Origin of the sequence: Enterobacter sp. CPE_E1241 (assembly GCF_045618265.1) — a bacterium.
GTDB classification, from domain to species: Bacteria; Pseudomonadota; Gammaproteobacteria; order Enterobacterales; family Enterobacteriaceae; genus Enterobacter; species Enterobacter adelaidei.
On record NZ_JBIWYV010000001.1, the window covers coordinates 739,196 to 763,275 of the forward strand.

The window sequence follows — 24,080 nt, forward strand, 5'->3', positions numbered from 1 at the left end:
TTCCACCTGCTGAAAATTTAGGGCTTAATGTTGCCAGAAGTGATGGCTACAAGGTAGCCTCATGCGTTATTTTCCCTCTGGAACCTTCCGGCGCGAACGAAATTACAGGAGCTTTAATGCCGAACATTACCTGGTGTGACCTGCCAACGGATGTCTCTTTATGGCCAGGATTGCCGCTCTCTCTTAGTGGCGATGAGGTGATGCCTCTGGATTACCACGCTGGCCGTAGCGGCTGGCTGCTGTACGGACGCGGCCTGGATAAGCAACGCCTTACCCAATATCAAACCAAACTGGGTGCCGCGATGGTCATTGTCGCCGCCTGGTGTGTCGAGGATTATCAGGTCATTCGTCTGGCAGGCTCCCTGACGCAACGTGCGACACGCCTGGCGCATGACGCCGGGCTGGATGTTGCCCCGCTGGGTAAAATTCCTCACCTGAAAACGCCGGGCCTGCTGGTGATGGATATGGACTCTACCGCCATTCAGATCGAGTGTATTGACGAGATTGCGAAACTGGCAGGCAGCGGCGATCTGGTGGCGGAAGTCACCGAGCGTGCGATGCGCGGAGAACTGGACTTCACCGCCAGCCTGAGACAGCGCGTGGCGACCCTGAAAGGGGCCGATGCCAACATTCTGCGTCAGGTACGCGACGTGCTGCCGCTGATGCCAGGGCTGACGCAGCTGGTACTGAAGCTGCAGTCGTTAGGCTGGAAAGTCGCGATCGCCTCCGGTGGCTTCACCTTCTTCGCGGATTATTTGCGGGAAAAACTGCATCTGACCACCGTTGTGGCCAACGAGCTGGAGATCGTGGATGGCAAGCTGACCGGCCAGGTGATCGGCGATATCGTGGATGCTCAGTACAAAGCCAACACCCTGACCCGTCTGGCGGAAAAATATGAAATTCCGCACGTCCAGACTGTCGCCATCGGCGATGGCGCGAACGATCTGCCGATGATCAAAGCCGCCGGGCTTGGCATTGCCTATCATGCTAAGCCGAAAGTGAACGAAAAGACGGAAGTGACTATCCGTCATGCTGACCTGATGGGAGTGTTCTGCATTCTCTCTGGCAGCCTTAATCAGAAATAACGAGGTAAACCGTGGCGAAAGCTCCAAAACGCGCATTTGTCTGTAATGAATGTGGTGCGGATTATCCGCGCTGGCAGGGGCAATGCAGCGCCTGTCATGCCTGGAACACCATCACCGAAGTGCGTGGTGTGGCGGCTTCGCCGAGCGTGGCGCGCAACGAGCGCCTGAGCGGTTACGCCGGTAACGCGGGCGTGGCGAAGGTGCAAAAGCTCTCGGATATCAGCCTCGAAGAGCTGCCGCGCTTCTCCACCGGGTTCAAAGAGTTTGACCGCGTGCTCGGCGGCGGCGTGGTGCCGGGCAGCGCCATCCTGATCGGCGGTAACCCGGGCGCGGGTAAGTCGACCCTGCTGCTGCAAACGCTCTGTAAGCTCGCCGAGCAGATGAAAACCCTGTACGTCACGGGGGAAGAGTCCCTGCAGCAGGTAGCAATGCGTGCGCACCGTCTGGGCCTGCCGACCGGCAACCTGAACATGCTCTCCGAAACCAGCATCGAGCAGATCTGCATGATCGCCGAAGAAGAGCAGCCGAAGCTGATGGTGATCGACTCCATTCAGGTGATGCACATGGCGGACATTCAGTCCTCGCCGGGTAGCGTGGCGCAGGTGCGCGAAACCGCGGCCTATCTGACGCGCTTTGCTAAAACGCGCGGCGTGGCGATTGTGATGGTCGGCCACGTCACCAAAGACGGCTCGCTGGCGGGGCCGAAGGTGCTCGAACACTGTATCGACTGCTCCGTGATGCTCGACGGCGACGCAGATTCCCGCTTCCGTACCCTGCGCAGCCATAAAAACCGCTTCGGGGCGGTGAACGAACTGGGCGTATTTGCCATGACCGAGCAGGGGCTGCGCGAAGTCAGCAACCCGTCGGCCATCTTCCTGAGTCGCGGCGATGAAATAACCTCCGGCAGCTCGGTGATGGTGCTGTGGGAAGGGACGCGCCCGCTGCTCGTTGAAATTCAGGCGCTGGTGGACGTGTCGATGATGGGCAACCCACGGCGCGTGGCGGTCGGTCTGGAACAGAACCGCCTGGCGATCCTGCTGGCGGTGCTGCACCGTCACGGTGGGCTGCAGATGGCGGATCAGGACGTCTTCGTTAACGTGGTCGGCGGCGTTAAAGTCACTGAGACCAGTGCAGACCTGGCGCTGCTGCTGGCGATGGTCTCCAGCCTGCGAGACAGGCCGCTGCCGCAGGATCTGGTGGTATTTGGTGAGGTTGGTCTGGCTGGAGAGATCCGTCCGGTGCCAAGCGGCCAGGAGCGTATCTCCGAGGCGGCAAAACACGGCTTCCGCCGGGCGATTGTACCCGCCGCTAACGTGCCGAAAAAAATCCCGGAAGGGATGCAGGTTTTTGGCGTTAAGAAACTCGCAGATGCGTTAAATGTCTTTGACGACTTATAATTACGTATTCGATTTTGCAGGAGGCACCGTAATTTATGTCATCATTTGACTACATTAAGACCGCAATCCGCCAGAAGGGCTGCACGTTACAGCAGGTGGCGGACGCCAGCGGAATGACCAAAGGCTACCTTAGCCAACTGCTGAACGCCAAAATCAAAAGTCCCAGCGCGCAAAAGCTGGAGGCGTTACATCGCTTTCTGGGGCTTGAATTCCCGCGTATGCAAAAGAATATCGGCGTGGTATTCGGCAAATTTTACCCGCTGCATACCGGGCACATCTATCTGATTCAGCGCGCCTGTAGCCAGGTGGATGAGCTGCACATCATCATGGGGTATGACGAAACCCGCGATCGCCAGCTGTTTGAAGACAGCGCCATGTCGCAGCAGCCGACCGTGCCGGACCGTCTGCGCTGGCTACTTCAGACCTTCAAATATCAGAAAAATATCCGCATCCATGCCTTTAATGAAGAGGGCATGGAGCCGTATCCGCACGGCTGGGACGTGTGGAGCAACGGCGTTAAAGCGTTCATGGAAGAGAAGGGCATCACCCCGAACTGGATCTACACCTCTGAAGAGTCAGACGCGCCGCAGTTCCGCGAGCATCTGGGTATTGAAACGGTGCTGATTGATCCGAAACGGACGTTTATGAATATCAGCGGGGCGCAAATCCGCGAAAACCCGTTCCGCTACTGGGATTACATCCCAACTGAAGTGAAACCGTTCTTTGTCCGCACCGTCGCCATTCTGGGCGGTGAGTCGAGCGGGAAATCAACGCTGGTTAACAAACTGGCGAATATCTTCAACACCACCAGCGCGTGGGAATATGGCCGCGATTATGTCTTCTCGCACCTCGGCGGCGACGAGATGGCGCTGCAGTATTCCGACTACGACAAAATCGCGCTCGGTCATGCCCAGTACATTGATTTCGCGGTGAAATATGCGAATAAAGTGGCATTCATTGATACTGATTTCGTCACCACTCAGGCATTTTGTAAAAAATATGAAGGGCGTGAGCACCCGTTCGTGCAGGCGCTGATTGATGAATACCGCTTTGACCTGGTGATCCTGCTGGAAAACAACACCCCGTGGGTGGCTGACGGGATGCGCAGCCTCGGCAGTTCCGTGGACAGGCGGGAATTCCAGACCATGCTGGTGGATATGCTCAATGAGAACAACGTTGAGTTTGTGCATGTTGAAGAGTCAGACTACGACTCCCGTTTCCTGCGCTGCGTCGAGCTGGTGAAGGAGATGATGGGGGAGCAGGGGTAAGCGTTAACCGCCCTCTCCCAAAGGGAGAGGGTCGGTGTGAGGGAATCAGATCACTCAGAACTCAACCACCACTTTTCCGCGCATATGCCCGTCCAGCACTTTACGGTGCGCCTCGGTAATGCTTTCCACGCTCAGCCCGTACAGTGTGTCACTCAGTGAACTCTCTACCACACCGTTATCTACCAGTTTCGCCACCTCATTGAGGATCTCCCCCTGACGTGCCATATCGGCAGTCTGGTACATGCTGCGGGTGTACATAAATTCCCAATGCAGGGCGGCAGATTTTGATTTCAGCTTATCCTGATTCAGCGGATGCGCGTTCTCAACGATGGAGCAGATATGCCCCTGTGGTGCAATCAGCTCACTGACCGCATCCCAGTGGCCATCGGTGTCGTTGAGAATGAAAATGTAATCCACAAAGGTGATCCCCTGTTTTGCCAGTTCACCTTTCAGGTCGCGATAGTTCACCACCACATCAGCACCGCGATCGCGGCACCACTGGGCGGAATCCTCTCTTGACGCCGTCGCGATGATCTTCACCTTGCTATTGTGCTTCGCAAACGGGATCGCCAGCGATCCTACGCCACCCGCACCGCCGATAATCAACAGCGTTTTATCCGCGTCGGCATTCTGAATGTTCAGCCGCTCGAATAATCCTTCCCAGGCTGTCAGGGCGGTCAGTGGCAATGCGGCTGCGGCGGCCCAACCGAGGTTGGCTGGTTTGTGCCCGACGATACGCGCATCGATCAACTGGTGGGTAGTGTTGCTGCCAGGGCGGGTGATATCCCCTGCATACCACACCGCATCGCCCGGTTTAAATCCGCTAACGCCAGCGCCAACGGATTTAACGATACCGCTGGCATCCCAGCCGAGAATACGCGGCTCCTGCAGACCGTTTCTGGCAATACTGGCATGCACTTTGGTATCGACCGGGTTGATGGAAACGGCCTTCACCTCGACCAGCAGGTCGTGCTCGCCGGGTTGCGGCATCGGTTGAGCAATCTCAATAAAGGCTGAAGGGTTCGATGGGTTAACGGCAATGGCTTTAACGGACATGGTGTGCTCCTCAATGGAATGCGTTTTGTTGAGGCTAGTCTATTAAGTGGTCAGCTGCATGATAAGATGGACAATCGAGAACTCAGCGTTCGTACAGGGTGAACAATCATGTTTAAACAGCTGCAGGATATGGCGCTGTTTGCGCTGGTGGCAGAGATGGGAAGTTTTACCGCTGCGGCGCAGAAGGCCGAACTGCCGAAATCCAGCGTCAGCCAGCGCATTAGCCAGCTTGAGCAGCAGGTGGGGATCCGTCTGCTTAACCGTACTACGCGCAGGCTGAACCTGACGTTTGCGGGCGAGCACTATCTGGTGCACTGCCGCGAGATGCTGGCAGCCAGCGAGCGTGCGGAGTACGCCATCCAGCGGCTGCGCGAAAACCCGAGTGGGCGGCTAAGGATCACCTGCCCGGCAGGGATTGGCGCGACGCTGCTGGCGCATATGAACGCCGAGTTCCAGTTGAGCTTTCCTGACGTGTCGCTGGATGTGTCGATCTCTGACGACGTGGTGGATCTGGTCGAGGCCGGATTTGACGTGGCGCTGCGTACCGGCAAGCCGCAGGACTCATCCCTGATTGGCCGGATGATCGGGCACTGTCCGCGCTTTATGCTGGCCTCGCCCGAATATCTCGCGCGTCGGGAGCCGCTGACGCATCCCCGCCAGCTGGTGGAGCACCGCTGTATTACCCACAAAGCCTGGTCTGAATGGCTGCTGCGAAGCGAGAGTGAGGATTACCGCTATCTGCCGGATAACGCCCATATGACGGATAACCTGGTGTACGCGCGTGAGTGCGCGATTGCTGGCGCCGGCATTACGCTGCTGCCTGCTTTTCTGCTGGAAGATAAGGTGGAGAAGGGTGCGTTGGTAAAAGTGCTGCCTGAGTGGAATGTCGAGGGGAATGATCTGTGGCTGGCCTATCCGAGCCGCAAGCTGAATTCGCCTGCGCTGATGAGCTATATCGAGTTTGCGATGCAGTTCGATGAGGTGAAGCGGTATTACGTGGGCAAATAAACAAGCCGGGTAAGCGTGAGCACCACCCGGCTTTTTAGACACTTACTTAGCAATACGCTTGTACTTAATACGCTTCGGCTCCAGCGCGTCTGCGCCCAGCGTGCGTTTCTTGTACTCTTCGTATTCGGTGAAGTTACCTTCGAAGAACTCCACCTTACCTTCGTCCTGGTAGTCCAGGATGTGGGTCGCGATACGGTCCAGGAACCAACGGTCGTGCGAGATTACCATCGCGCAGCCCGGGAACTCCAGCAGGGCGTTTTCCAGCGCGCGCAGGGTTTCGATGTCCAGGTCGTTGGTTGGTTCATCGAGCAGCAGAACGTTACCGCCCACCTGCAGCAGTTTCGCCAGGTGCAGACGACCGCGCTCACCACCGGACAGCTCGCCTACGCGTTTGCCCTGGTCGGTGCCTTTGAAATTAAAGCGGCCAACATAGGCGCGGCTTGGCATCTCGGTGTTGCCGATACGCATGATATCCAGACCGCCGGACACTTCTTCCCACACGGTTTTGCTGTTATCCATCGCGTCACGGAACTGGTCAACGGACGCCAGCTTCACGGTTTCACCCAGGGTGATAGAGCCGCTGTCAGGTTGTTCCTGACCGGACATCATGCGGAACAGGGTGGATTTACCCGCGCCGTTCGGACCGATGATCCCGACAATCGCGCCCTTCGGCACAGAGAAGCTCAGATCGTCGATCAGCAGGCGGTCGCCGTAAGACTTACGCAGATTGCTGACTTCAACCACTTTATCCCCCAGACGTGCTCCAGGTGGAATAAACAGTTCGTTGGTTTCGTTACGTTTCTGGTATTCGGTGTTGTTCAGCTCTTCGAAGCGTGCCAGACGGGCTTTGCCCTTAGACTGACGGCCTTTCGCGCCCTGACGAACCCACTCCAGCTCTTTCTCAATAGACTTGCGACGCGCCGCTTCCTGAGAGGCTTCCTGCGCCAGACGCTGATCTTTCTGCTCCAGCCAGGAGGAGTAGTTACCTTCCCATGGAATACCTTCACCACGGTCCAGCTCCAGGATCCAGCCTGCGACGTTGTCGAGGAAGTAACGGTCGTGGGTAATCGCCACAACGGTGCCTTCGAAGTCGTGCAGGAAGCGCTCCAGCCACGCCACGGATTCTGCATCCAGGTGGTTGGTTGGTTCGTCGAGCAGCAGCATGTCTGGTTTTTCCAGCAGCAGGCGGCACAGCGCTACACGGCGGCGTTCACCACCGGACAGATTAGCGATTTTTGCATCCCAGTCCGGCAGACGCAGGGCGTCAGCGGCGCGCTCCAGCTGCACGTTCAGGTTATGACCGTCGTGCGCCTGGATAATTTCTTCAAACTTGCCTTGCTGAGCAGCCAGTTTATCGAAGTCAGCATCCGGCTCGGCATACTTGGCATACACTTCATCCAGACCTTTCAGGGCGTTAACCACTTCGGACACCGCTTCTTCAACGGATTCGCGGACGGTGTGTTCCGGGTTCAGCTGAGGTTCCTGCGGCAGGTAACCAATCTTGATGCCAGGCTGCGGACGGGCTTCACCTTCGATGTCTGTATCGATGCCGGCCATGATGCGCAGCAGGGTGGACTTACCGGCACCGTTGAGACCCAGAACACCGATTTTTGCGCCCGGGAAGAAGCTCAGCGAGATATTTTTAAGAATATGACGTTTCGGCGGGACAACTTTGCCGACACGATGCATGGTATAAACGAATTGAGCCACGTTGGACTTCGCCTCTTTTATCGTAATGAGAAGGAATTTCAGCCTCGAAGTGTAGCCTTTTTCACGACCTAATCCCAGCCAGGAACGTCGGGAGTGTTAAAACGCGCAAGAAAGGTAAAAAAGTGTCCATGACGTGGCGCGTTGCAGGATGCCTGGTTAGCATAAGTTGATTAGACTTTGACGTGGCAAGACGCTGCAATTGACGAAAAACAAAGAGGAAGAGCTTGTGGAAAAAGCCAAACAGGTGGTCTGGCGTCTGCTCGCTGCCAGCGTATGCGTAATGGCGGTAAGCCAGGCGGTGCATGCCGATTCACTGGATGAACAACGTAATCGCTACGCCCAGATCAAACAGGCGTGGGACAACAAGCAGATGGATACCGTGCAGGCGCTGATGCCGACACTGAAGGATTACCCTCTGTATCCGTATCTGGAGTATCGCCAGCTAACTGACGATCTCATGAATCAACCGACCGTCGCGGTGAATAATTTCATTCAGGCTAACCCAACCCTGCCTCCCGCGCGGACTCTTCAGTCTCGTTTTGTGAATGAACTGGCTCGTCGTGAAGACTGGCGCGGGCTGTTAGCTTTCAGCCCTGAAAAGCCGACCACCACGGAAGCGCAGTGTAACTATTACTACGCAAAATGGGCCACGGGGCAGCAGGAAGAGGCATGGAACGGTGCCAAAGATCTGTGGTTGACCGGTAAAAATCAGCCCAATGCCTGCGACTCTCTCTTTGGTGCCTGGCGCGCCTCTGGCAAGCAAGATCCACTGGCGTATCTGGAGCGTATTCGCCTGGCGATGAAAGCCGGAAACACGCGTCTGGTCACCGCGCTGGCGGGGCAGATGCCATCGGATTATCAAACCATTTCCACTGCGGTGATTGGGCTGGCCAACGATCCTAACTCGGTGCTGACCTTTGCCCGTAGCACAGGCGCGACCGATTTTACCCGCCAGATGGCGGCGGTAGCCTTTGCCAGCGTGGCGCGTGACGATGTGGAAAACGCGCGGCTGATGATCCCGCAGCTGGTGCAGGCGCAGCAACTTAACGAAGAGCAAACCCAGGAGCTGCGCGATATTGTGGCGTGGCGACTGATGGGCACGGATGTGACTGACGAACAGGCGCGCTGGCGAGACGATGCCATTATGCGTTCGAACTCCATGTCGCTGGTGGAACGTCGCGTGCGAATGGCGCTGGGCTCAGGCGATCGTCGTGGGCTCAATACCTGGCTTGCGCGCCTGCCGATGGAAGCGAAAGAGAAAGACGAATGGCGTTACTGGCAGGCCGATCTGCTGATGGAGAGAGGACGTGATGAGGAAGCGAAAGAGATCCTCCATACGCTGATGCAGCAGCGCGGATTCTACCCGATGGCGGCCGCGCAACGCCTGGGAGAAGAGTACACCTTCCGCATTGATAAAGCGCCAGCCAATGCGAACCCTGCATTGACGCAGGGGCCTGAAATGGCGCGCGTTCGCGAGCTAATGTACTGGAATATGGATAACACCGCGCGCAGCGAGTGGGCGAATTTGGTCACCAGCCGTAGTACTGACGAGAAAGCTCAGCTTGCCCGCTATGCGTTTGATAACCACTGGTGGGATCTGAGCGTGCAGGCCACGATCGCCGGTAAGCTGTGGGATCATCTCGAAGAGCGTTTCCCACTGGCTTACAAAGATCTGTTCGATCGCTATACCAGCGGTAAAGATATCCCGCAAAGCTATGCGATGGCGATTGCCCGTCAGGAGAGTGCCTGGAACCCGAAAGTTCGTTCCCCGGTGGGTGCCAGCGGTCTGATGCAGATCATGCCGGGCACGGCAACGCACACGGTGAAGATGTTTAATATCCCGGGGTACAGCAGCCCGTCACAGCTTCTCGATCCGGATACCAACATCAATATCGGTACCAGCTACCTGCAGTATGTTTATCAGCAGTTCGGTAACAACCGTATCTTCTCGTCTGCGGCGTATAACGCGGGCCCTGGTCGCGTGCGCACCTGGCTTGGCAACAGCGCCGGACGTATCGATGCCGTGGCGTTTGTCGAGAGTATTCCGTTTTCGGAAACGCGTGGCTACGTGAAGAACGTTCTGGCGTATGACGCATACTATCGCTACTTCATGGGGCAGAAAGATACCCTGATGAGCGATGCCGAGTGGCAGAGACGTTACTGATCGGCGCGGGTTGTGTTATGCTGTACTCGCTAATGAGTACAAGAGGCAGCATAACATGACCCAGCATTCCCCGTATTCCTCGGCAATGGCCGAACAACGTCATCAGGAGTGGCTTCGTTTTGTGGAGTTGCTCCGCCAGTCTTACGCTCAGGATTTGCATTTGCCCCTTATGCAGCTGATGCTCACGCCAGATGAGCGTGAAGCGCTGGGCACGCGCGTGCGGATTATTGAAGAGCTGTTGCGCGGCGAAATGAGCCAGCGTGAACTCAAAAATGAGCTCGGTGCGGGTATCGCAACGATTACCCGCGGATCGAACAGCCTGAAATCGGCACCGGTTGAGCTGCGTCAGTGGCTTGAGTCTGTGCTGTTGGGCGATCAGCGATAAATCGCGTTATGGAACGGGCTTAAGGCCAGGATCACCGCCTGGTGGTAAACGCCTGAACGCGTCAGTGCGCCTGCAGTAAAGACGCCAATAGCCCCTTCTTTACGGCCAATCTCATCAATGCCGGTGTACTGTGACATCACCGGCCCCAGCGCTTCACCCGCACGGACTTTTTCCAGAATGATCTCTGGCAGAGGGAGGGTCGCCGAGCGCGCTTCACCACGTTGCTCGCTGCTTTCGATCACCACCCAGCTAAAGGTTGCACCTTCGTCGATACCCGCTTCAATCGCCACCCAGAAGTCAGCCTTAGGCACCGCAACTTTGGCATTTGCCACGCGATTTCGTGCGCCAGCCCGCGTTTCCTCGCTGCCAAACGGCTGTTCAGGAACACCACTCTCGACGCCGATGGCATCAATATGGCAGGATCCTTCGCCGAAGATCTCTTCAAATGCCCTTAGAATTGCCTGAATTTTGGCAGGATTAGTGGTAGCAGAGACAACATGGTGCATAATTAAGCTCGATTCGAAAAAAACTCATCGCAGTATAACGGAAAAAAAGCATGTTACAGGTATACCTTGTTCGCCACGGTGAAACGCAGTGGAACGCCGAGCGACGTATTCAAGGCCAGTCAGACAGTCCCCTCACTGAAAAGGGGGTACAGCAAGCGTGGCAGGTGGCGGAACGCGCCCGAACGTTGGGCATCACCCACGTTATCACCAGCGATCTCGGTCGCACACAGCAGACGGCGAGCATCATCGCGGACGCCTGCGGCTGTGACGTCATGCTTGAGCCGCGCCTGCGCGAGCTGGATATGGGCGTACTGGAAAAACGCCATATTGATACGCTGACGGAGAAGGAGGAGGGCTGGCGTCGTACGCTGGTTAACGGTACCGAAGATGGCCGTATCCCTGAAGGCGAATCCATGCAAGAGCTGAGCGTTCGTATGCATGCCGCACTGGCGGAATGCCTGAAGCTTCCGGCGGGAAGCCGTCCGCTGCTGGTGAGTCACGGGATTGCGTTGGGTTGCCTGGTGAGCACCATTCTGGGGTTACCGGCTTACGCTGAACGCCGTTTGCGTCTGCGCAACTGCTCCATTTCCCGGATTGATTACCAGGAAAGCGCATGGCTGGCGTCGGGGTGGGTGGTGGAGATGGCAGGGGACATTTCGCATCTCGATGCCCCTGCACTTGACGAACTGCAGCGTTAACGACGAATCGGAATTAAGAATTCCATACGCAGATTGATTGGGCCTTCTTCCGGTTTGGCATCCTGCGCCGGGTAGTAGCGCTCAATGTCCTGACCTTTACGGCGATTCAGATTCAGCATAGGCATGCAGGTTCCGTAAACGGTCAGGATAAACTCCTGAACGCCCGTTCCCAGCCCTTCATAGGCGAACATCACGTATTCGCCGCCTTCGAGCACGACAGGCTTCGAACCCTGAATATAGCCATTGGCCATCTCTGGGGTCAGCGCGGTGGTGTAGAACACCTCCTGCTCGTCGTCTTTTTCCTGACTTGGATGCGTTTCGTTGAGGCCATACAGAATCGGCGGGATCGCCGGGGCGTGGCTCAGGAAGTCGCGCCAGAACTGAACGCGCATCTGATGACGGAACTCAGAAATCTGCTCCAGAGAACAGGAGTAGCTCTGCGTCGTACCGATCAGATGGGTTTCAGGCAACGTGACAATTTCGTATTTTGGCATCGCGAACTCGCCCAGACGCAGCGGTGGACGCATACCAAACGAGCTCCAGTCAGGCGAGCGACGATAAAGCGCTGGCGTTAACGAGAACTGTTTTTTAAAGGCCCGGGTGAAGGTTTGCTGCGAATCGAAACGATATTGCAGGGCAATATCCAGAATCGGCCGTGCCGTAAGGCGCAATGCCACAGCAGACTTAGACAGACGACGCGCGCGAATATAGGCCCCGATAGCATGACCGGTGACATCCTTGAACATCCTTTGCAGATGCCACTTGGAATAGCCTGCTTTAGCCGCCACATTATCCAGTGACAAAGGCTGGTCGAGATGACCTTCCAGCCAGGTGAGCAGGTCGCGAATAATTCCAGCCTGATCCATATACTATCCTCATCCTTAAAACAGCAGGTGCCTGATAACAGGTTAGCGGATAATAGCATTTTTTGATGTTTTAGCATTCAGTGTTTTTTTTGCGCATTCATGCTTTTTGGAGCACATTGTGGGCAAATATATTCTAATCCTGTGATCTTGCTACATTTTTGTCTAAAGTGTTGAATAATCGCCCAGTGTAATTTTAAAGAATGGTAACAATATGAAATACAAGACTTTGATCTTCACCGCGTTGATGCTGATGGTCGGGCGCGTGGCGCAGGCAGAACAGATTGGTTCCGTCGATACCGTGTTCAAAATGTTTGGCCCGGACCACAAAATTGTGGTCGAGGCGTTTGACGATCCAGACGTGAAGAACGTCACCTGCTATGTCAGCCGGGCGAAAACCGGCGGTATCAAAGGTGGCCTGGGACTGGCGGAAGATACCTCCGATGCGGCAATCTCTTGCCAGCAGGTGGGTCCGGTTGAGTTAAGCGATAAAATTAAGAACGGTAAAGCGCAGGGCGACGTGGTGTTCCAGAAACGCACCTCGCTGGTGTTTAAAAAGCTGCAGGTAGTACGTTTCTATGATGCGAAACGCAACACCCTGGCTTACCTGGCCTATTCCGACAAAGTGGTGGAAGGTTCACCGAAAAATGCGATTAGCGCGGTGCCAATCATGCCGTGGCGTTAATTCAGGGACGAACCATGCAACTACCTGTGGTCTGGCTGGTTGAAGACGAAATCAGCATCGCTGACACACTTATCTACATGCTTCAGCAGGAAGGATTCGCGGTGAAGGCGTTTGAACGCGGTCTGCCCGTGCTGGAAGAGGCGAGGCGGCAGGTACCCGCGCTGGCAATTCTTGATGTCGGGTTGCCGGATATCAGCGGCTTTGAGCTGTGCCGTCAACTGCTGGCGCTGCATCCGGCGTTGCCGGTGCTGTTTCTGACGGCGCGAAGCGACGAGGTGGATAAACTGCTCGGTCTGGAGATGGGGGCTGATGACTACGTCGCTAAACCTTTCTCACCGCGCGAAGTGTGTGCCCGGGTGCGGACAATTTTACGGCGGATGCAAAAATCAGCCGCGCCTTCGGATGTTGTGCGTATCGGCCAGTTTGAACTGAACGAACCTGCGGCACGAATCAGCTGGTGCGGTGAAGTGTTACCCCTCACGCGCTACGAGTTTTTGTTACTTAAAACATTGTTACAGGCTCCCGGACGTGTGTACTCCCGCCAGCAGCTAATGGACAAGGTGTGGGGCGAAGACGGGGACAGTTTCGATCGTACCGTGGACACCCATATCAAAACCCTGCGCGCCAAGCTGCGGGCGGTGAACGAGGAGCTTTCACCCATCAGCACCCATCGTGGTATGGGCTACAGCCTGGGGCTTTATTAATGCGCATTGGGATGCGGCTGCTGCTGGGGTACTTCCTGATCGTGGGTATCGCCGCGTGGTTTGTGCTGTCGATCTTTGTTCAGGAAGTGAAACCCGGTGTGCGCAGGGCAACTGAAGGGACGTTGATCGATACCGCGACCTTGCTCGCCGAAGTCGGGCGCGAGGATCTCCTTTCGGGCAATGCGCAGCAGGGCAAACTGGCGCAGGCCTTTTCACAACTTCATCAGCGGCCTTTCCGCGCCAATATCGGCGGCATTCATAAAGTGCGCAACGAATACCACGTCTACATGACCGATGCGCAGGGCAGAGTGGTGTTTGATTCCGCGAGTCTGGCTGTGGGGAAAGATTACTCCCGCTGGAACGATGTTTGGCTGACCCTTCGTGGCGAATACGGCGCGCGGAGCACCCAGAGCAATCCTGACGATCCAGAGAGCACGGTGATGTATGTTGCGGCTCCGGTTGTGGACAACGGTAAGATTATTGGCGTGCTGTCGGTCGGGAAACCCAACAGCGCGATGGCCCCTGTTATCCATCGCAGCGAGCGACGGATCCTGTGGGCGGGTGGTGCATTGCTTGGTATTGCTTTGCTGATTGGTCTTGTTGTGGCGTGGTGGATCAATCGTTCTATCGGTACGTTGTCGCGCTACGCTGACGCGGTTACCACCGATTCCCCTCTGCCATTGCCGAATCCCGGCAGCAGTGAACTGCGCAAGCTGGCGCAGGCGCTGGAGAATATGCGTATTCGCCTGGAAGGGAAAAATTACATCGAACACTATGTCCACTCGCTCACCCACGAGCTGAAAAGTCCGCTGGCCGCGATCCGGGGCGCGGCGGAAATTCTCGCTGAGCAGCCCTCACCGCAGGTCGCCAGGCGATTTATCGACAACATCCTGGTGCAAAACGCGCGTATGCAATCGTTGGTCGAAAAGTTGCTTGCCCAGGCCCGGCTTGAAAATCGGGTGGAGATTGTCCCCACAAGCGTCGATGTCGATGCGCTGTTTACGCGGCTGGCTGACGCCCGCTCGACGCTACTGACCGCTAAAAATATCACCCTGACCTGTAAAAGCACCGCGCTGTGTGTGGAAGGTGATGCGGAGCTGCTTGAACAGGCATTGGGTAATTTACTGGATAACGCCATCGACTTCACGCCGGAGGGCGGGGCTGTTCAGCTTGCAGCCCATGAAGGGGACAAGCAGATACACTTTACCGTCACCGACAGCGGCAGCGGGATCCCGGATTATGCCCTGACGCGAATTTTCGAACGTTTTTACTCTCTTCCTCGTGACAATGGATTGAAAAGCAGCGGCCTTGGGCTGGCCTTTGTACAGGAGGTGGCGCGTCTGCACCAGGGGGAGGTCACATTGCGTAATCGTGATGAAGGTGGCGTGATGGCCACGCTGATACTTCACCGTCCCTTCACATAACTTCAAACTGGCCCCACATAGCCCGGTTACGCTCTCCTCATCACAAAGGAGACGTAATGATGAAATCCCCCCTGTTCTGGAAAGTAAGCACTCTGCTGGGGTGCATCCTGCTGTTGTTAGTCCCGCTTTTTATGGTCAGTAACCTGATTTCAGAGCGTGAAAACTACCGTAATGATGTCGAAAACACGCTGCGCCAGAGCACCAGCGGACCGCAAAAACTGGTCGGCCCGCTGATTGCTATTCCGATTACGGAGATCTTTTACAAGATAGAGGACGAGAAGAAGGTCGAATACAAGAAAAGCTATATGCATTTCATTCTGCCGGAATCTCTGGTTGTGGAAGGTAACCAGCGCGTGGAGTCCCGAAATATTGGCATCTACGACGGGCAAATCTGGAACGCTGACCTGAAGATAAAAGCACAGTTTAATACCGAAGAGCTAAAACAACTGAGAGGGGAAACGATAACAACAGGGCAACCGTTTATCGTAACGGGCGTTGGCGACGCGCGGGGCATTGGCACGGTCAGTATCTCTAAAATCAACGGTGAGACGCTAAGCGTGGAACCCGGTTCAGGCGTCTACGGGGCGCTTGCTGGGATCCACATCCCGCTGACCGACAAAGCGCTGGAAGCCAAAACGTTTGCGCTTGAGATGTCCCTCAGCCTGGCGGGAACGGGCAGTTTTGCGGTGGTACCGGTAGGGCGTAATAGCGAAATGACGCTCACCAGCAACTGGCCGCATCCGGGTTTTATGGGCGATTATCTCCCCGTTAAGCATCAGATAGGCGAGTCCGGTTTCCAGGCGAACTGGCAGAGCAGCTGGTTTGCAAATAACCTTGAGAGCTGGTTCTACGGCAAGGAGTCGCCGGAGTGGGAGGCGCTCCCGGCCTTCAGCGTCACGGTAGCGACGCCAGCCGACCAGTATCAGCTGACTGACCGTGCGATCAAGTACGCTATTTTGCTGATTGCACTGACGTTTATGGCCTTCTTTGTCTTCGAAACCTTAACCGGATTACGCCTTCACCCGATGCAGTATCTGCTGGTGGGGCTGTCGCTGGTCCTGTTCTATCTGGTGCTGCTGGCGCTGTCTGAACACGTCGGGTTTACGCCCGCCTGGGTTGTTGCAAGTCTGGTTGGCGCAGCGATGAACGGAATGTACCTGCAGGCCGTGCTGAAAAGCTGGAAGCGCAGCGGGCTGTTTGTGCTGGCGCTACTCGGGCTGGACGTGGTGATGTGGTTCCTGCTGCGTTCGGAGGACAGCGCGCTGCTGTTGGGGTCAGCGGTTCTCGCGCTGGCGCTGTTTGCGGTGATGTACCTGACCCGGCATTTCGACTGGTACTCGCTCTCTCAGCCGAAGCGACCTGAGCCACCTGCAGCACCGGATGACGATACGATGCGGATTTGGAAATAAAAAAACGGCGCAAATGCGCCGTTTTTTAATGCGTTAACTGCGGGATTACTCCTGCAGATCGCCGCAGAAACGGTACCCTTCGCCGTGGATCGTGGCGATGATTTCCGGGGTATCCGGCGTAGATTCGAAATGTTTACGAATACGACGGATCGTTACGTCTACGGTACGGTCGTGTGGTTTCAGCTCACGTCCGGTCATTTTCTTCAGCAGCTCTGCACGGGACTGAATTTTGCCCGGGTTTTCGCAGAAGTGCAGCATCGCGCGGAATTCACTGCGCGGCAGTTTATACTGCTCACCGTTCGGGCTAATCAGTGAACGGCTATTGATATCAAGTTCCCAGCCGTTGAATTTGTAGCTATCGACGCTACGACGCTCTTCGCTGACCGTACCCAGGTTCATGGTTCGGGAAAGCAGGTTGCGTGCACGAATGGTTAACTCGCGAGGGTTGAACGGCTTGGTGATGTAGTCATCCGCACCGATTTCCAGGCCAAGAATTTTATCAACTTCGTTGTCACGGCCTGTCAGGAACATCAACGCGACGTTCGCCTGTTCACGCAGTTCGCGCGCCAGAAGAAGACCGTTTTTGCCCGGAAGGTTAATATCCATGATCACCAGGTTGATATCATTTTCAGAAAGGATCTGATGCATCTCTGCGCCATCGGTCGCTTCAAAGACATCGTAGCCTTCTGCTTCGAAAATGCTCTTTAACGTGTTGCGTGTTACCAACTCGTCTTCAACGATAAGAATGTGCGGGGTCTGCATGTTTGCTACCTAAATTGCCAACTAAATCGAAACAGGAAGTACAAAAGTCCCTGACCTGCCTGATACATGTCGCAAATTAACATGACCGGCCTAACGTGACTAAAGTACGTAATTGCGTTCTTGATGCACTTTCCATCAACGTCAACAACATCATTAGCTTGGTCTTGGGTACTTTCCCTTTGGACCCGACAGTGTCAAAAACGGCTGTCATCCTAACCATTTTAACAGCAACATAACAGGCTAAGTGACACCAGACACCCAATAAAACTACGCTTCGTTGACATATATCAAGTTCAATTGTAGCACGTTAACAGTTTGATGAAATCATCGTAGCTGAATGCTAGCCTTTATCACAATTTTTCAATAAACCAACTAGTTGCGGACCTTGATTTATAAACGAAGTGAATCCAATCAGAATAGGGTATTCATGTCGCTATTATCATTATAAAACATAAGGATAATAGTCTTCTGTTAACATTCTAACTGATTGTTCAGACACAAAATAGTTTAGCGTTTTTAATTTGTTATGAAACGCTATTTCGGTGATTTGTGTTGCAATTTTGTAAATTCGCGCTGCGTAATATGTTGATGTGCATCACATTTTTACCCGCTAACTGATTAAAAAGAGAGCATAAATGCATCTGTCGATTGTACTGGTTGCCCCAGCCAGAGCCGAAAATATAGGCGCAGCGGCGCGTGCCATGAAGACCATGGGTTTTACCGATTTACGTATTGTGGACAGCGCGGCCCATCTGGAGCCTGCCGCCCGGTGGGTGGCGCACGGGTCGGGAGATATTCTCGATAATATAACTACTTACGACACACTAGCCGCCGCGTTGCACGACATTTCGTTTACCGTTGCGACCACCGCGCGCAGCCGTGCGAAATTCCACTACTACGCCACCCCTGCTGAACTGGTGCCCATGCTGAAAGAGAAAAGCCAGTGGCTGGAGAAAGCCGCGCTGGTGTTTGGCCGTGAAGATTCCGGGTTAACAAACGAAGAGCTGGAACTCGCTGACGTGCTCACGGGGGCACCGATGGTGGCCGATTATCCGTCCCTGAATTTAGGCCAGGCGGTCATGGTCTACTGCTATCAATTAGCTTCCCTAATGCAAATCTCTCAGCCACAGGCTGAGGGGGCAAACGAAAACCAGCTGGCCGCACTGCGCGCTCGTGTTGAGCAACTGTTATCTCAATTGGGGGTAGCGGACGATCAAAAAATGGCTGACTGGCTGCAGCAGCGTTTGGGGCGTCTTGAGCAGCGGGACACCGCCATGCTGCACCGTTTGCTGCACGATATTGAAAAAAAATTGGCCGAGTAAAATACTGCCATAAGTTTTTACTATGGCGAATAAGTCTGTCTGGATGGGTTGCACTTGGGGGAATCGGATGAAAATAAATCTGCACGCAGCGGGACGTGAGAGTCTCCCGAAATGTGATCAAATTAAAAATCCATTGACTTAAGGTGCCCGATCCTTTAACCCTAAAAGAATACAGCACAGACAGATAATAATGACAGAGTACACAACATCCATGAAACGCATCAGCATCACCACCATTACCACAACCATCATCATTACCACAGGTAACGATGCGGGCTGACGCGTACAGGAAAAACAAAAAAAAGCCCGCACCTGAACAGTGCGGGCTTTTTTTTCGGCTAAAGGAAACGAGGTAGAACCATGCGAGTGTTGAAGTTCGGCGGTACATCAGTGGCAAATGCAGAACGTTTTCTGCGCGTTGCCGATATCCTGGAAAGCAACGCCAGGCAGGGGCAGGTTGCGACCGTGCTCTCTGCCCCGGCAAAAATCACGAACCATCTGGTGGCGATGATTGAAAAAACCATCGGTGGTCAGGATGCACTCCCGAACATCAGCGACGCAGAGCGCATCTTCGCTGACTTACTGCAAGGGCTGGCAGAGGCGCAGCCAGGCTTTCCGCACGCTCAACTGAAGTCCTTCGTTGAGCAGGAATTCGCGCAAATTAAACATGTTCTGCACGGCATCAGCCTTCTCGGCCAGTGCCCGGACAGCATCAACGCGGCACTGATCTGTCGAGGCGAAAAACTCTCTATCGCCATCATGGCGGGCGTGCTGGAAGCGCGTGGTCATCACGTGACTGTGATCGATCCGGTTGAAAAACTGCTGGCGGTGGGCCACTACCTCGAATCCACTGTTGATATTGCCGAATCAACCCGCCGCATCGCTGCAAGCAAAATTCCGTCTGACCACATGATCCTGATGGCAGGCTTCACCGCCGGTAACGAGAAGGGTGAGCTGGTGGTGCTGGGCCGTAACGGCTCCGACTATTCCGCCGCCGTGCTGGCCGCCTGTTTACGCGCGGACTGTTGTGAGATCTGGACTGACGTCGATGGTGTTTATACCTGCGACCCGCGCCAGGTACCGGACGCCAGGCTGTTGAAGTCGATGTCGTATCAGGAAGCGATGGAGCTTTCCTACTTCGGCGCTAAAGTCCTTCACCCGCGTACCATCTCTCCGATTGCCCAGTTCCAGATCCCTTGCCTGATTAAAAACACCGGTAACCCGCAGGCACCCGGTACGCTGATTGGCGCGAGTAACGATGAAGACGGCCTGCCGGTGAAAGGGATCTCTAATCTCAACAACATGGCGATGTTCAGCGTCTCAGGTCCGGGGATGAAAGGGATGGTCGGTATGGCGGCGCGCGTGTTTGCAGCCATGTCCCGCAACGGTATCTCCGTGGTGCTGATCACCCAGTCTTCTTCGGAATACAGCATCAGCTTCTGCGTGCCGCAGGCCGACTGCCTGCGCGCCCGCCGCGCGCTGGAGGAAGAGTTCTATCTTGAGCTGAAAGAAGAACTGCTTGAGCCGCTGTACATTCAGGAGCGTCTGGCGATCATCTCGGTGGTGGGCGATGGCATGCGCACGCTACGCGGTATCTCCGCCAAGTTCTTCGCTGCGCTGGCACGCGCCAATATCAATATCGTGGCGATTGCCCAGGGCTCGTCAGAGCGTTCAATCTCTGTTGTTGTGGACAACGATGACGCCACCACTGGCGTTCGCGTGGTTCACCAGATGCTGTTCAACACCGATCAGGTCATCGAACTGTTCCTGATTGGCGTGGGCGGCGTTGGCGGCGCGCTGCTGGAGCAGGTGAAGCGCCAGCAGGCGTGGCTGAAGAAGAAACATATTGATCTGCGCGTCTGCGGGATAGCCAACTCAAAAGCGTTGCTGACCAACGTGCATGGCCTGAATCTGGAAAACTGGCAGGCGGAAATAAACGAGGCGAAAGAGCCGTTTAATCTGGGCCGCCTGATCCGTCTGGTGAAAGAGTATCACCTGCTCAACCCGGTGATTGTCGACTGTACGTCGAACCAGGCGGTCGCCGATCAGTACGCTGACTTCCTGCGTGAAGGCTTCCACGTGGTGACGCCGAACAAAAAGGCCAACACCTCGTCGATGAACTACTACCACCAGTTGCGCCTGGCGGCGAGCAAATCGCGTCGCAAATTCCTGTATGACACCAACGTGGGTGCTGGTTTGCCGGTTATCGAGAACCTGCAAAACCTGCTGAACGCGGGGGATGAACTGCAGCGTTTCTCCGGTATCCTCTCCGGATCGCTGTCGTTTATTTTCGGCAAACTGGATGAAGGCATGAGCCTCTCAGAAGCGACCCGCGCTGCGCGTGAACTGGGTTATACCGAGCCGGATCCGCGTGACGATCTCTCCGGGATGGATGTGGCGCGTAAGCTGCTGATCCTGGCGCGTGAAACAGGTCGTGAGCTGGAGCTTTCCGATATCGTGATTGAACCGGTCCTGCCAGCAGAATTTGATAGCTCCGGTGATGTCGGTGCCTTTATGGCTAATTTGCCGCAGCTTGACGATGCGTTTGCCGCACGCGTTGCGAAAGCCCGTGATGAAGGTAAGGTATTGCGCTATGTTGGCAATATTGAAGAAGATGGTGTGTGCCGGGTGAAGATTGCCGAAGTGGATGGCAACGACCCGCTGTACAAAGTCAAAAACGGCGAAAACGCCCTTGCGTTTTACAGCCACTATTATCAGCCATTGCCGCTGGTGCTTCGCGGTTATGGCGCAGGGAACGATGTTACAGCGGCGGGTGTGTTTGCCGATCTGCTGCGTACCCTGTCATGGAAGTTAGGAGTTTAACATGGTCAAAGTTTATGCCCCGGCTTCCAGCGCCAATATGAGCGTCGGATTTGATGTGCTGGGTGCGGCGGTCACGCCGGTTGATGGTTCTCTGCTGGGCGATACGGTCACGGTTGAAGCGGCAAATAGCTTCAGCCTGAATAACGTGGGCCGCTTTGCCAGCAAACTGCCGTCGGACCCGCGCGAGAATATCGTCTATCAGTGCTGGGAGCGCTTCTGTCAGGAGATTGGCAAAAATGTGCCGGTCACCATGACGCTGGAAAAAAGTATGCCGATTGGCTCAGGGCTGGGCTCCAGCGCCTGCTCGGTGGTCGCTGCGCTGGTGGCCATGAATGAACACTGCGGCAAACCGCTCAACAATAACCGCCTGCTGGGGTTAATGGGCGAGCTGGAAGGACGGATCTCTGGCAGCATTCACTATGACAACGTTGCGCCGTGCTTCCTTGGCGGCATGCAGCTGATGATCGAAGAAAATGGCATCATCAGCCAGCAGGTGCCAGGGTTTGATGAGTGGCTGTGGGTGCTGGCCTATCCGGGTATTAAGGTTTCCACCGCTGAAGCGCGTGCGATCCTGCCTGCGCAGTATCGTCGCCAGGACTGTATCGCCCACGGACGTCATCTGGCCGGCTTTATTCACGCCTGCTATACCCGTCAGCCGCAGCTGGCGGCGAAATTGATGAAAGATGTTATTGCCGAGCCATACCGCACCAAACTGCTGCCTGGTTTTAACGAGGCGCGACAGGCATCTTTGGATATTGGCGCGCAGGCATGCGGCATCTCCGGCTCCGGCCCGACGCTGTTCGCCTTATGCGATAAACCAGACACTGCACAACGCGTAGCGGACTGGCTCTCTAAACACTACCTGCAAAATCAGGAAGGCTTTGTTCATATTTGCCGTCTGGACACGGCTGGCGCACGAGTACTGGGATAACGAATGAAACTCTACAATCTTAAAGATCATAACGAGCAGGTCAGCTTCGCGCAGGCGGTGACTCAGGGACTGGGCAAAAATCAGGGGTTATTCTTCCCCCATGACCTGCCGGAATTTCAGCTGACCGAGATTGATGAACTGCTGAAGCTGGATTTTGTCACCCGCAGTACCAAAATTCTGTCTGCGTTTATCGGCGACGAAATCCCGCAGGATCTGCTGGAAGAACGCGTGCGGTCGGCGTTCGCTTTCCCGGCTCCGGTTCAGCAGGTGGAGCCTGACGTTGGCTGTCTGGAACTGTTTCACGGCCCGACCCTGGCGTTCAAAGATTTCGGTGGCCGCTTTATGGCTCAGATGCTGACCCACATCAGCGGCGACAAACCGGTAACCATTCTGACGGCTACCTCCGGTGATACCGGTGCGGCGGTTGCGCATGCGTTCTACGGCCTGAAAAACGTTCGTGTGGTGATCCTCTACCCGAAAGGCAAAATCAGCCCTCTGCAGGAAAAACTGTTCTGTACCCTCGGCGGCAACATTGAGACCGTGGCTATCGACGGTGATTTCGACGCCTGCCAGGCACTGGTCAAACAGGCCTTCGATGATGAAGAGCTGAAGGCGGCGCTGGGTCTGAACTCCGCGAACTCGATCAACATCAGCCGTCTGCTGGCGCAGATTTGCTACTATTTCGAAGCGGTTGCACAGCTCCCGCAGGAAGCGCGTAATCAGCTTGTTGTCTCTGTGCCAAGCGGTAACTTTGGTGACCTGACGGCTGGCCTGCTGGCAAAATCCCTGGGTCTGCCGGTGAAACGCTTTATCGCTGCCACCAACGCTAACGACACCGTGCCGCGTTTCCTGAAAGACGGCAAATGGGCGCCGAACGCGACGAAGGCAACGCTCTCCAATGCGATGGATGTGTCGCAGCCGAATAACTGGCCGCGAGTGGAAGAACTGTTCCGCCGCAAAATCTGGCGTCTGGGCGATCTGGGTTACGCAGCGGTGACGGATGAAACCACCAAAGAGACCATGCGTGAGCTGAAAGCGGTGGGGTACACCTCCGAACCGCACGCCGCAATTGCTTATCGTGCTTTGCGCGATCAGCTTAATCCAGGTGAATATGGCCTGTTCCTGGGGACGGCGCATCCGGCAAAATTCAAAGAGAGCGTGGAAGAGATTCTGGGTGAAACGCTGCCGCTGCCGAAAGAGCTGGCCGAACGTGCCGACCTGCCGCTGCTGTCTCATGAACTACCTGCGGATTTTGCCGCGCTGCGTAAGCTGATGATGGCTCGAGCGTGATTTTTGTCGGGTGACGGCTACGCCTTACCCGACCTACAACGGCTCAGAACGTTGGCCGGGTAAGCGCAGCGTCACCCGGCAACAGCAGCACTGTACCGAGGCCGGGTAAGGCGTAGCCGATACCCGGCTTTTTTATGGAGAAATTAAGGAGAAAAAAAGAAGGGAAAATGCAGAAATTCCCAATAAATGCGGTCACTTAGAGATTAGGATTGCAGAGAATAACAACCCCGGTTCCCCTCACGTAACCTCCTTACATCGGCCCACGTTGGGCAAGAAGAATAAGGAGTCACCTATGTCTACGTTGAAACCTGTCCTCATCGCACTTTCACTGATGCTGGTCGCTCCTATGGCGGTACAGGCATCTGAAATCACACTCGTGCCTGCGGTAAAACTGCAGATTGGTGACCAGGATAACCACGGACACTACTGGGATGGCGGTAGCTGGCGTGACCATGACTGGTGGAAGGCCCATTATGACTGGCGCGATAATCACTGGCGTCCTCATGACGAACATCACGATCGTGACGACCATCCAGACCACCGTCACGACGATCATCGTCCAGGTCCGGACTGGAAGCACCATTAATGCA

The 24,080-nt window shown here is 55.4% G+C and carries 23 protein-coding genes and 1 other annotated feature; of the genes, 18 read left to right on the forward strand and 5 right to left on the reverse strand.

Annotation, left to right across the window (positions count from 1 at the left end):
• Positions 1–116 precede the first annotated feature (116 nt).
• Genes serB through nadR form a run of 3 tightly spaced genes read left to right on the forward strand, consistent with a single transcriptional unit; the run spans position 117 to position 3,750 of the window.
• Positions 117–1,085 carry a phosphoserine phosphatase gene (serB, locus tag ACJ9Y9_RS03625; RefSeq protein ID WP_407226066.1) on the forward strand — a complete coding sequence of 323 codons (969 nt, stop codon included), beginning with the start codon at positions 117–119 and terminating at the stop codon, positions 1,083–1,085.
• 11 nt (positions 1,086–1,096) lie between these two features.
• Entirely contained in the window at positions 1,097–2,482 is a 1,386-nt protein-coding gene (radA, locus tag ACJ9Y9_RS03630) for a DNA repair protein RadA (protein ID WP_014068810.1), read from the forward strand.
• A gap of 35 nt (positions 2,483–2,517) precedes the next feature.
• Complete coding sequence (gene nadR / locus ACJ9Y9_RS03635; protein ID WP_028016603.1) at positions 2,518–3,750, forward strand: multifunctional transcriptional regulator/nicotinamide-nucleotide adenylyltransferase/ribosylnicotinamide kinase NadR; 1,233 nt, start codon at positions 2,518–2,520, stop codon at positions 3,748–3,750.
• A 54-nt stretch (positions 3,751–3,804) separates the two neighbouring features.
• Here nadR and ACJ9Y9_RS03640 read toward each other — a convergent pair whose 3' ends face one another.
• Entirely contained in the window at positions 3,805–4,806 is a 1,002-nt protein-coding gene (locus ACJ9Y9_RS03640) for a zinc-binding alcohol dehydrogenase family protein (protein WP_028016604.1), read from the reverse strand.
• Between the two features lie 108 nt (positions 4,807–4,914).
• Here ACJ9Y9_RS03640 and ACJ9Y9_RS03645 point away from each other — a divergent pair, with 108 nt between their 5' ends.
• The gene (locus tag ACJ9Y9_RS03645; protein WP_028016605.1) at positions 4,915–5,814 is read left to right on the forward strand and encodes a LysR family transcriptional regulator; all 900 of its coding nucleotides are present in this window, start codon (positions 4,915–4,917) and stop codon (positions 5,812–5,814) included.
• Between the two features lie 42 nt (positions 5,815–5,856).
• Here ACJ9Y9_RS03645 and ettA read toward each other — a convergent pair whose 3' ends face one another.
• Positions 5,857–7,524 (reverse strand): energy-dependent translational throttle protein EttA, encoded by a 1,668-nt coding sequence (gene ettA, locus ACJ9Y9_RS03650; protein ID WP_028016606.1) that lies wholly within the window; start codon positions 7,522–7,524, stop codon positions 5,857–5,859.
• 226 nt (positions 7,525–7,750) lie between these two features.
• On the opposite strand from ettA, the gene sltY reads away from it, so the two are divergent.
• Together sltY and trpR are read left to right on the forward strand one after the other, a co-directional pair.
• Positions 7,751–9,688, forward strand: a complete 1,938-nt coding sequence (sltY, locus tag ACJ9Y9_RS03655; protein WP_028016607.1) for a murein transglycosylase — start codon at positions 7,751–7,753, stop codon at positions 9,686–9,688.
• A gap of 55 nt (positions 9,689–9,743) precedes the next feature.
• The gene (gene trpR / locus ACJ9Y9_RS03660) at positions 9,744–10,073 is read left to right on the forward strand and encodes a trp operon repressor (protein WP_028016608.1); all 330 of its coding nucleotides are present in this window, start codon (positions 9,744–9,746) and stop codon (positions 10,071–10,073) included.
• Here trpR and yjjX read toward each other — a convergent pair.
• Entirely contained in the window at positions 10,064–10,579 is a 516-nt protein-coding gene (gene yjjX, locus ACJ9Y9_RS03665) for an inosine/xanthosine triphosphatase (RefSeq protein ID WP_028016609.1), read from the reverse strand. The two genes, trpR and yjjX, sit on opposite strands and share 10 nt — an antisense overlap.
• A 50-nt stretch (positions 10,580–10,629) precedes the next feature.
• Here yjjX and gpmB point away from each other — a divergent pair, with 50 nt between their 5' ends.
• Positions 10,630–11,277, forward strand: coding sequence for a 2,3-diphosphoglycerate-dependent phosphoglycerate mutase GpmB (gene gpmB, locus ACJ9Y9_RS03670; protein ID WP_028016610.1), 648 nt, complete (start codon positions 10,630–10,632; stop codon positions 11,275–11,277).
• On the opposite strand, the gene robA is transcribed toward gpmB, so the two are convergent.
• Positions 11,274–12,143, reverse strand: coding sequence for an MDR efflux pump AcrAB transcriptional activator RobA (robA, locus tag ACJ9Y9_RS03675; protein WP_028016611.1), 870 nt, complete (start codon positions 12,141–12,143; stop codon positions 11,274–11,276). The two genes, gpmB and robA, sit on opposite strands and share 4 nt — an antisense overlap.
• A 211-nt stretch (positions 12,144–12,354) precedes the next feature.
• On the opposite strand from robA, the gene creA reads away from it, so the two are divergent.
• The 4 genes from creA to creD are packed head-to-tail and all read left to right on the forward strand — an operon-like array spanning position 12,355 to position 16,362.
• Positions 12,355–12,825 carry a protein CreA gene (gene creA / locus ACJ9Y9_RS03680; RefSeq protein WP_028016612.1) on the forward strand — a complete coding sequence of 157 codons (471 nt, stop codon included), beginning with the start codon at positions 12,355–12,357 and terminating at the stop codon, positions 12,823–12,825.
• A gap of 14 nt (positions 12,826–12,839) precedes the next feature.
• Complete coding sequence (gene creB, locus ACJ9Y9_RS03685) at positions 12,840–13,529, forward strand: two-component system response regulator CreB (protein WP_028016613.1); 690 nt, start codon at positions 12,840–12,842, stop codon at positions 13,527–13,529.
• Positions 13,529–14,953, forward strand: a complete 1,425-nt coding sequence (gene creC / locus ACJ9Y9_RS03690; protein WP_028016614.1) for a two-component system sensor histidine kinase CreC — start codon at positions 13,529–13,531, stop codon at positions 14,951–14,953. The genes creB and creC overlap by 1 nt, the downstream gene beginning before the upstream one ends.
• A gap of 56 nt (positions 14,954–15,009) precedes the next feature.
• Positions 15,010–16,362, forward strand: a complete 1,353-nt coding sequence (creD, locus tag ACJ9Y9_RS03695; protein WP_028016615.1) for a cell envelope integrity protein CreD — start codon at positions 15,010–15,012, stop codon at positions 16,360–16,362.
• Positions 16,363–16,407: 45 nt separating this feature from the next.
• Here the strand turns inward: creD and arcA are convergent, their stop codons facing one another.
• The gene (gene arcA / locus ACJ9Y9_RS03700; protein WP_003856501.1) at positions 16,408–17,124 is read right to left on the reverse strand and encodes a two-component system response regulator ArcA; all 717 of its coding nucleotides are present in this window, start codon (positions 17,122–17,124) and stop codon (positions 16,408–16,410) included.
• A gap of 95 nt (positions 17,125–17,219) precedes the next feature.
• On the opposite strand from arcA, the gene yjjY reads away from it, so the two are divergent.
• From yjjY to ACJ9Y9_RS03735, 7 genes are all read left to right on the forward strand, one after another.
• Positions 17,220–17,360, forward strand: coding sequence for a protein YjjY (gene yjjY / locus ACJ9Y9_RS03705; protein ID WP_085928893.1), 141 nt, complete (start codon positions 17,220–17,222; stop codon positions 17,358–17,360).
• Between the two features lie 399 nt (positions 17,361–17,759).
• The gene (locus tag ACJ9Y9_RS03710; protein WP_028016616.1) at positions 17,760–18,446 is read left to right on the forward strand and encodes a tRNA/rRNA methyltransferase; all 687 of its coding nucleotides are present in this window, start codon (positions 17,760–17,762) and stop codon (positions 18,444–18,446) included.
• A gap of 211 nt (positions 18,447–18,657) precedes the next feature.
• Positions 18,658–18,726: a thr operon leader peptide gene (gene thrL, locus ACJ9Y9_RS03715; RefSeq protein ID WP_015572623.1), complete on the forward strand. Its 69-nt coding sequence runs from the start codon at positions 18,658–18,660 to the stop codon at positions 18,724–18,726.
• Positions 18,665–18,782 (forward strand) — a sequence feature (Thr leader region). Its footprint overlaps the gene before it by 62 nt.
• 24 nt (positions 18,783–18,806) lie before the next feature.
• Positions 18,807–21,269 carry a bifunctional aspartate kinase/homoserine dehydrogenase I gene (gene thrA / locus ACJ9Y9_RS03720; protein WP_028016617.1) on the forward strand — a complete coding sequence of 821 codons (2,463 nt, stop codon included), beginning with the start codon at positions 18,807–18,809 and terminating at the stop codon, positions 21,267–21,269.
• Position 21,270: 1 nt separating this feature from the next.
• Complete coding sequence (gene thrB / locus ACJ9Y9_RS03725) at positions 21,271–22,200, forward strand: homoserine kinase (protein WP_028016618.1); 930 nt, start codon at positions 21,271–21,273, stop codon at positions 22,198–22,200.
• A 3-nt stretch (positions 22,201–22,203) separates the two neighbouring features.
• A complete protein-coding gene (gene thrC / locus ACJ9Y9_RS03730; protein ID WP_028016619.1) occupies positions 22,204–23,490 on the forward strand; it encodes a threonine synthase in 1,287 nt (428 codons plus the stop codon).
• A gap of 292 nt (positions 23,491–23,782) precedes the next feature.
• A complete protein-coding gene (locus tag ACJ9Y9_RS03735; protein WP_028016620.1) occupies positions 23,783–24,076 on the forward strand; it encodes a DUF2502 domain-containing protein in 294 nt (97 codons plus the stop codon).
• The last annotated feature ends 4 nt before the right edge of the window (positions 24,077–24,080 follow it).

Coding starts and splice junctions, on each gene's coding strand:
- creD (WP_028016615.1), top strand. CDS start 15,010: ATGATGAAATCCCCCCTGTTCTGGAAAGTAAGCACTCTGCTGGGGTGC.
- ACJ9Y9_RS03710 (WP_028016616.1), top strand. CDS start 17,760: ATGCATCTGTCGATTGTACTGGTTGCCCCAGCCAGAGCCGAAAATATA.
- nadR (WP_028016603.1), top strand. CDS start 2,518: ATGTCATCATTTGACTACATTAAGACCGCAATCCGCCAGAAGGGCTGC.
- gpmB (WP_028016610.1), top strand. CDS start 10,630: ATGTTACAGGTATACCTTGTTCGCCACGGTGAAACGCAGTGGAACGCC.
- creC (WP_028016614.1), top strand. CDS start 13,529: ATGCGCATTGGGATGCGGCTGCTGCTGGGGTACTTCCTGATCGTGGGT.
- robA (WP_028016611.1), bottom strand. CDS start 12,143: ATGGATCAGGCTGGAATTATTCGCGACCTGCTCACCTGGCTGGAAGGT.
- yjjX (WP_028016609.1), bottom strand. CDS start 10,579: ATGCACCATGTTGTCTCTGCTACCACTAATCCTGCCAAAATTCAGGCA.
- ACJ9Y9_RS03645 (WP_028016605.1), top strand. CDS start 4,915: ATGTTTAAACAGCTGCAGGATATGGCGCTGTTTGCGCTGGTGGCAGAG.
- creA (WP_028016612.1), top strand. CDS start 12,355: ATGAAATACAAGACTTTGATCTTCACCGCGTTGATGCTGATGGTCGGG.
- thrC (WP_028016619.1), top strand. CDS start 22,204: ATGAAACTCTACAATCTTAAAGATCATAACGAGCAGGTCAGCTTCGCG.
- arcA (WP_003856501.1), bottom strand. CDS start 17,124: ATGCAGACCCCGCACATTCTTATCGTTGAAGACGAGTTGGTAACACGC.
- trpR (WP_028016608.1), top strand. CDS start 9,744: ATGACCCAGCATTCCCCGTATTCCTCGGCAATGGCCGAACAACGTCAT.
- creB (WP_028016613.1), top strand. CDS start 12,840: ATGCAACTACCTGTGGTCTGGCTGGTTGAAGACGAAATCAGCATCGCT.
- thrB (WP_028016618.1), top strand. CDS start 21,271: ATGGTCAAAGTTTATGCCCCGGCTTCCAGCGCCAATATGAGCGTCGGA.
- ACJ9Y9_RS03735 (WP_028016620.1), top strand. CDS start 23,783: ATGTCTACGTTGAAACCTGTCCTCATCGCACTTTCACTGATGCTGGTC.
- serB (WP_407226066.1), top strand. CDS start 117: ATGCCGAACATTACCTGGTGTGACCTGCCAACGGATGTCTCTTTATGG.
- ACJ9Y9_RS03640 (WP_028016604.1), bottom strand. CDS start 4,806: ATGTCCGTTAAAGCCATTGCCGTTAACCCATCGAACCCTTCAGCCTTT.
- thrA (WP_028016617.1), top strand. CDS start 18,807: ATGCGAGTGTTGAAGTTCGGCGGTACATCAGTGGCAAATGCAGAACGT.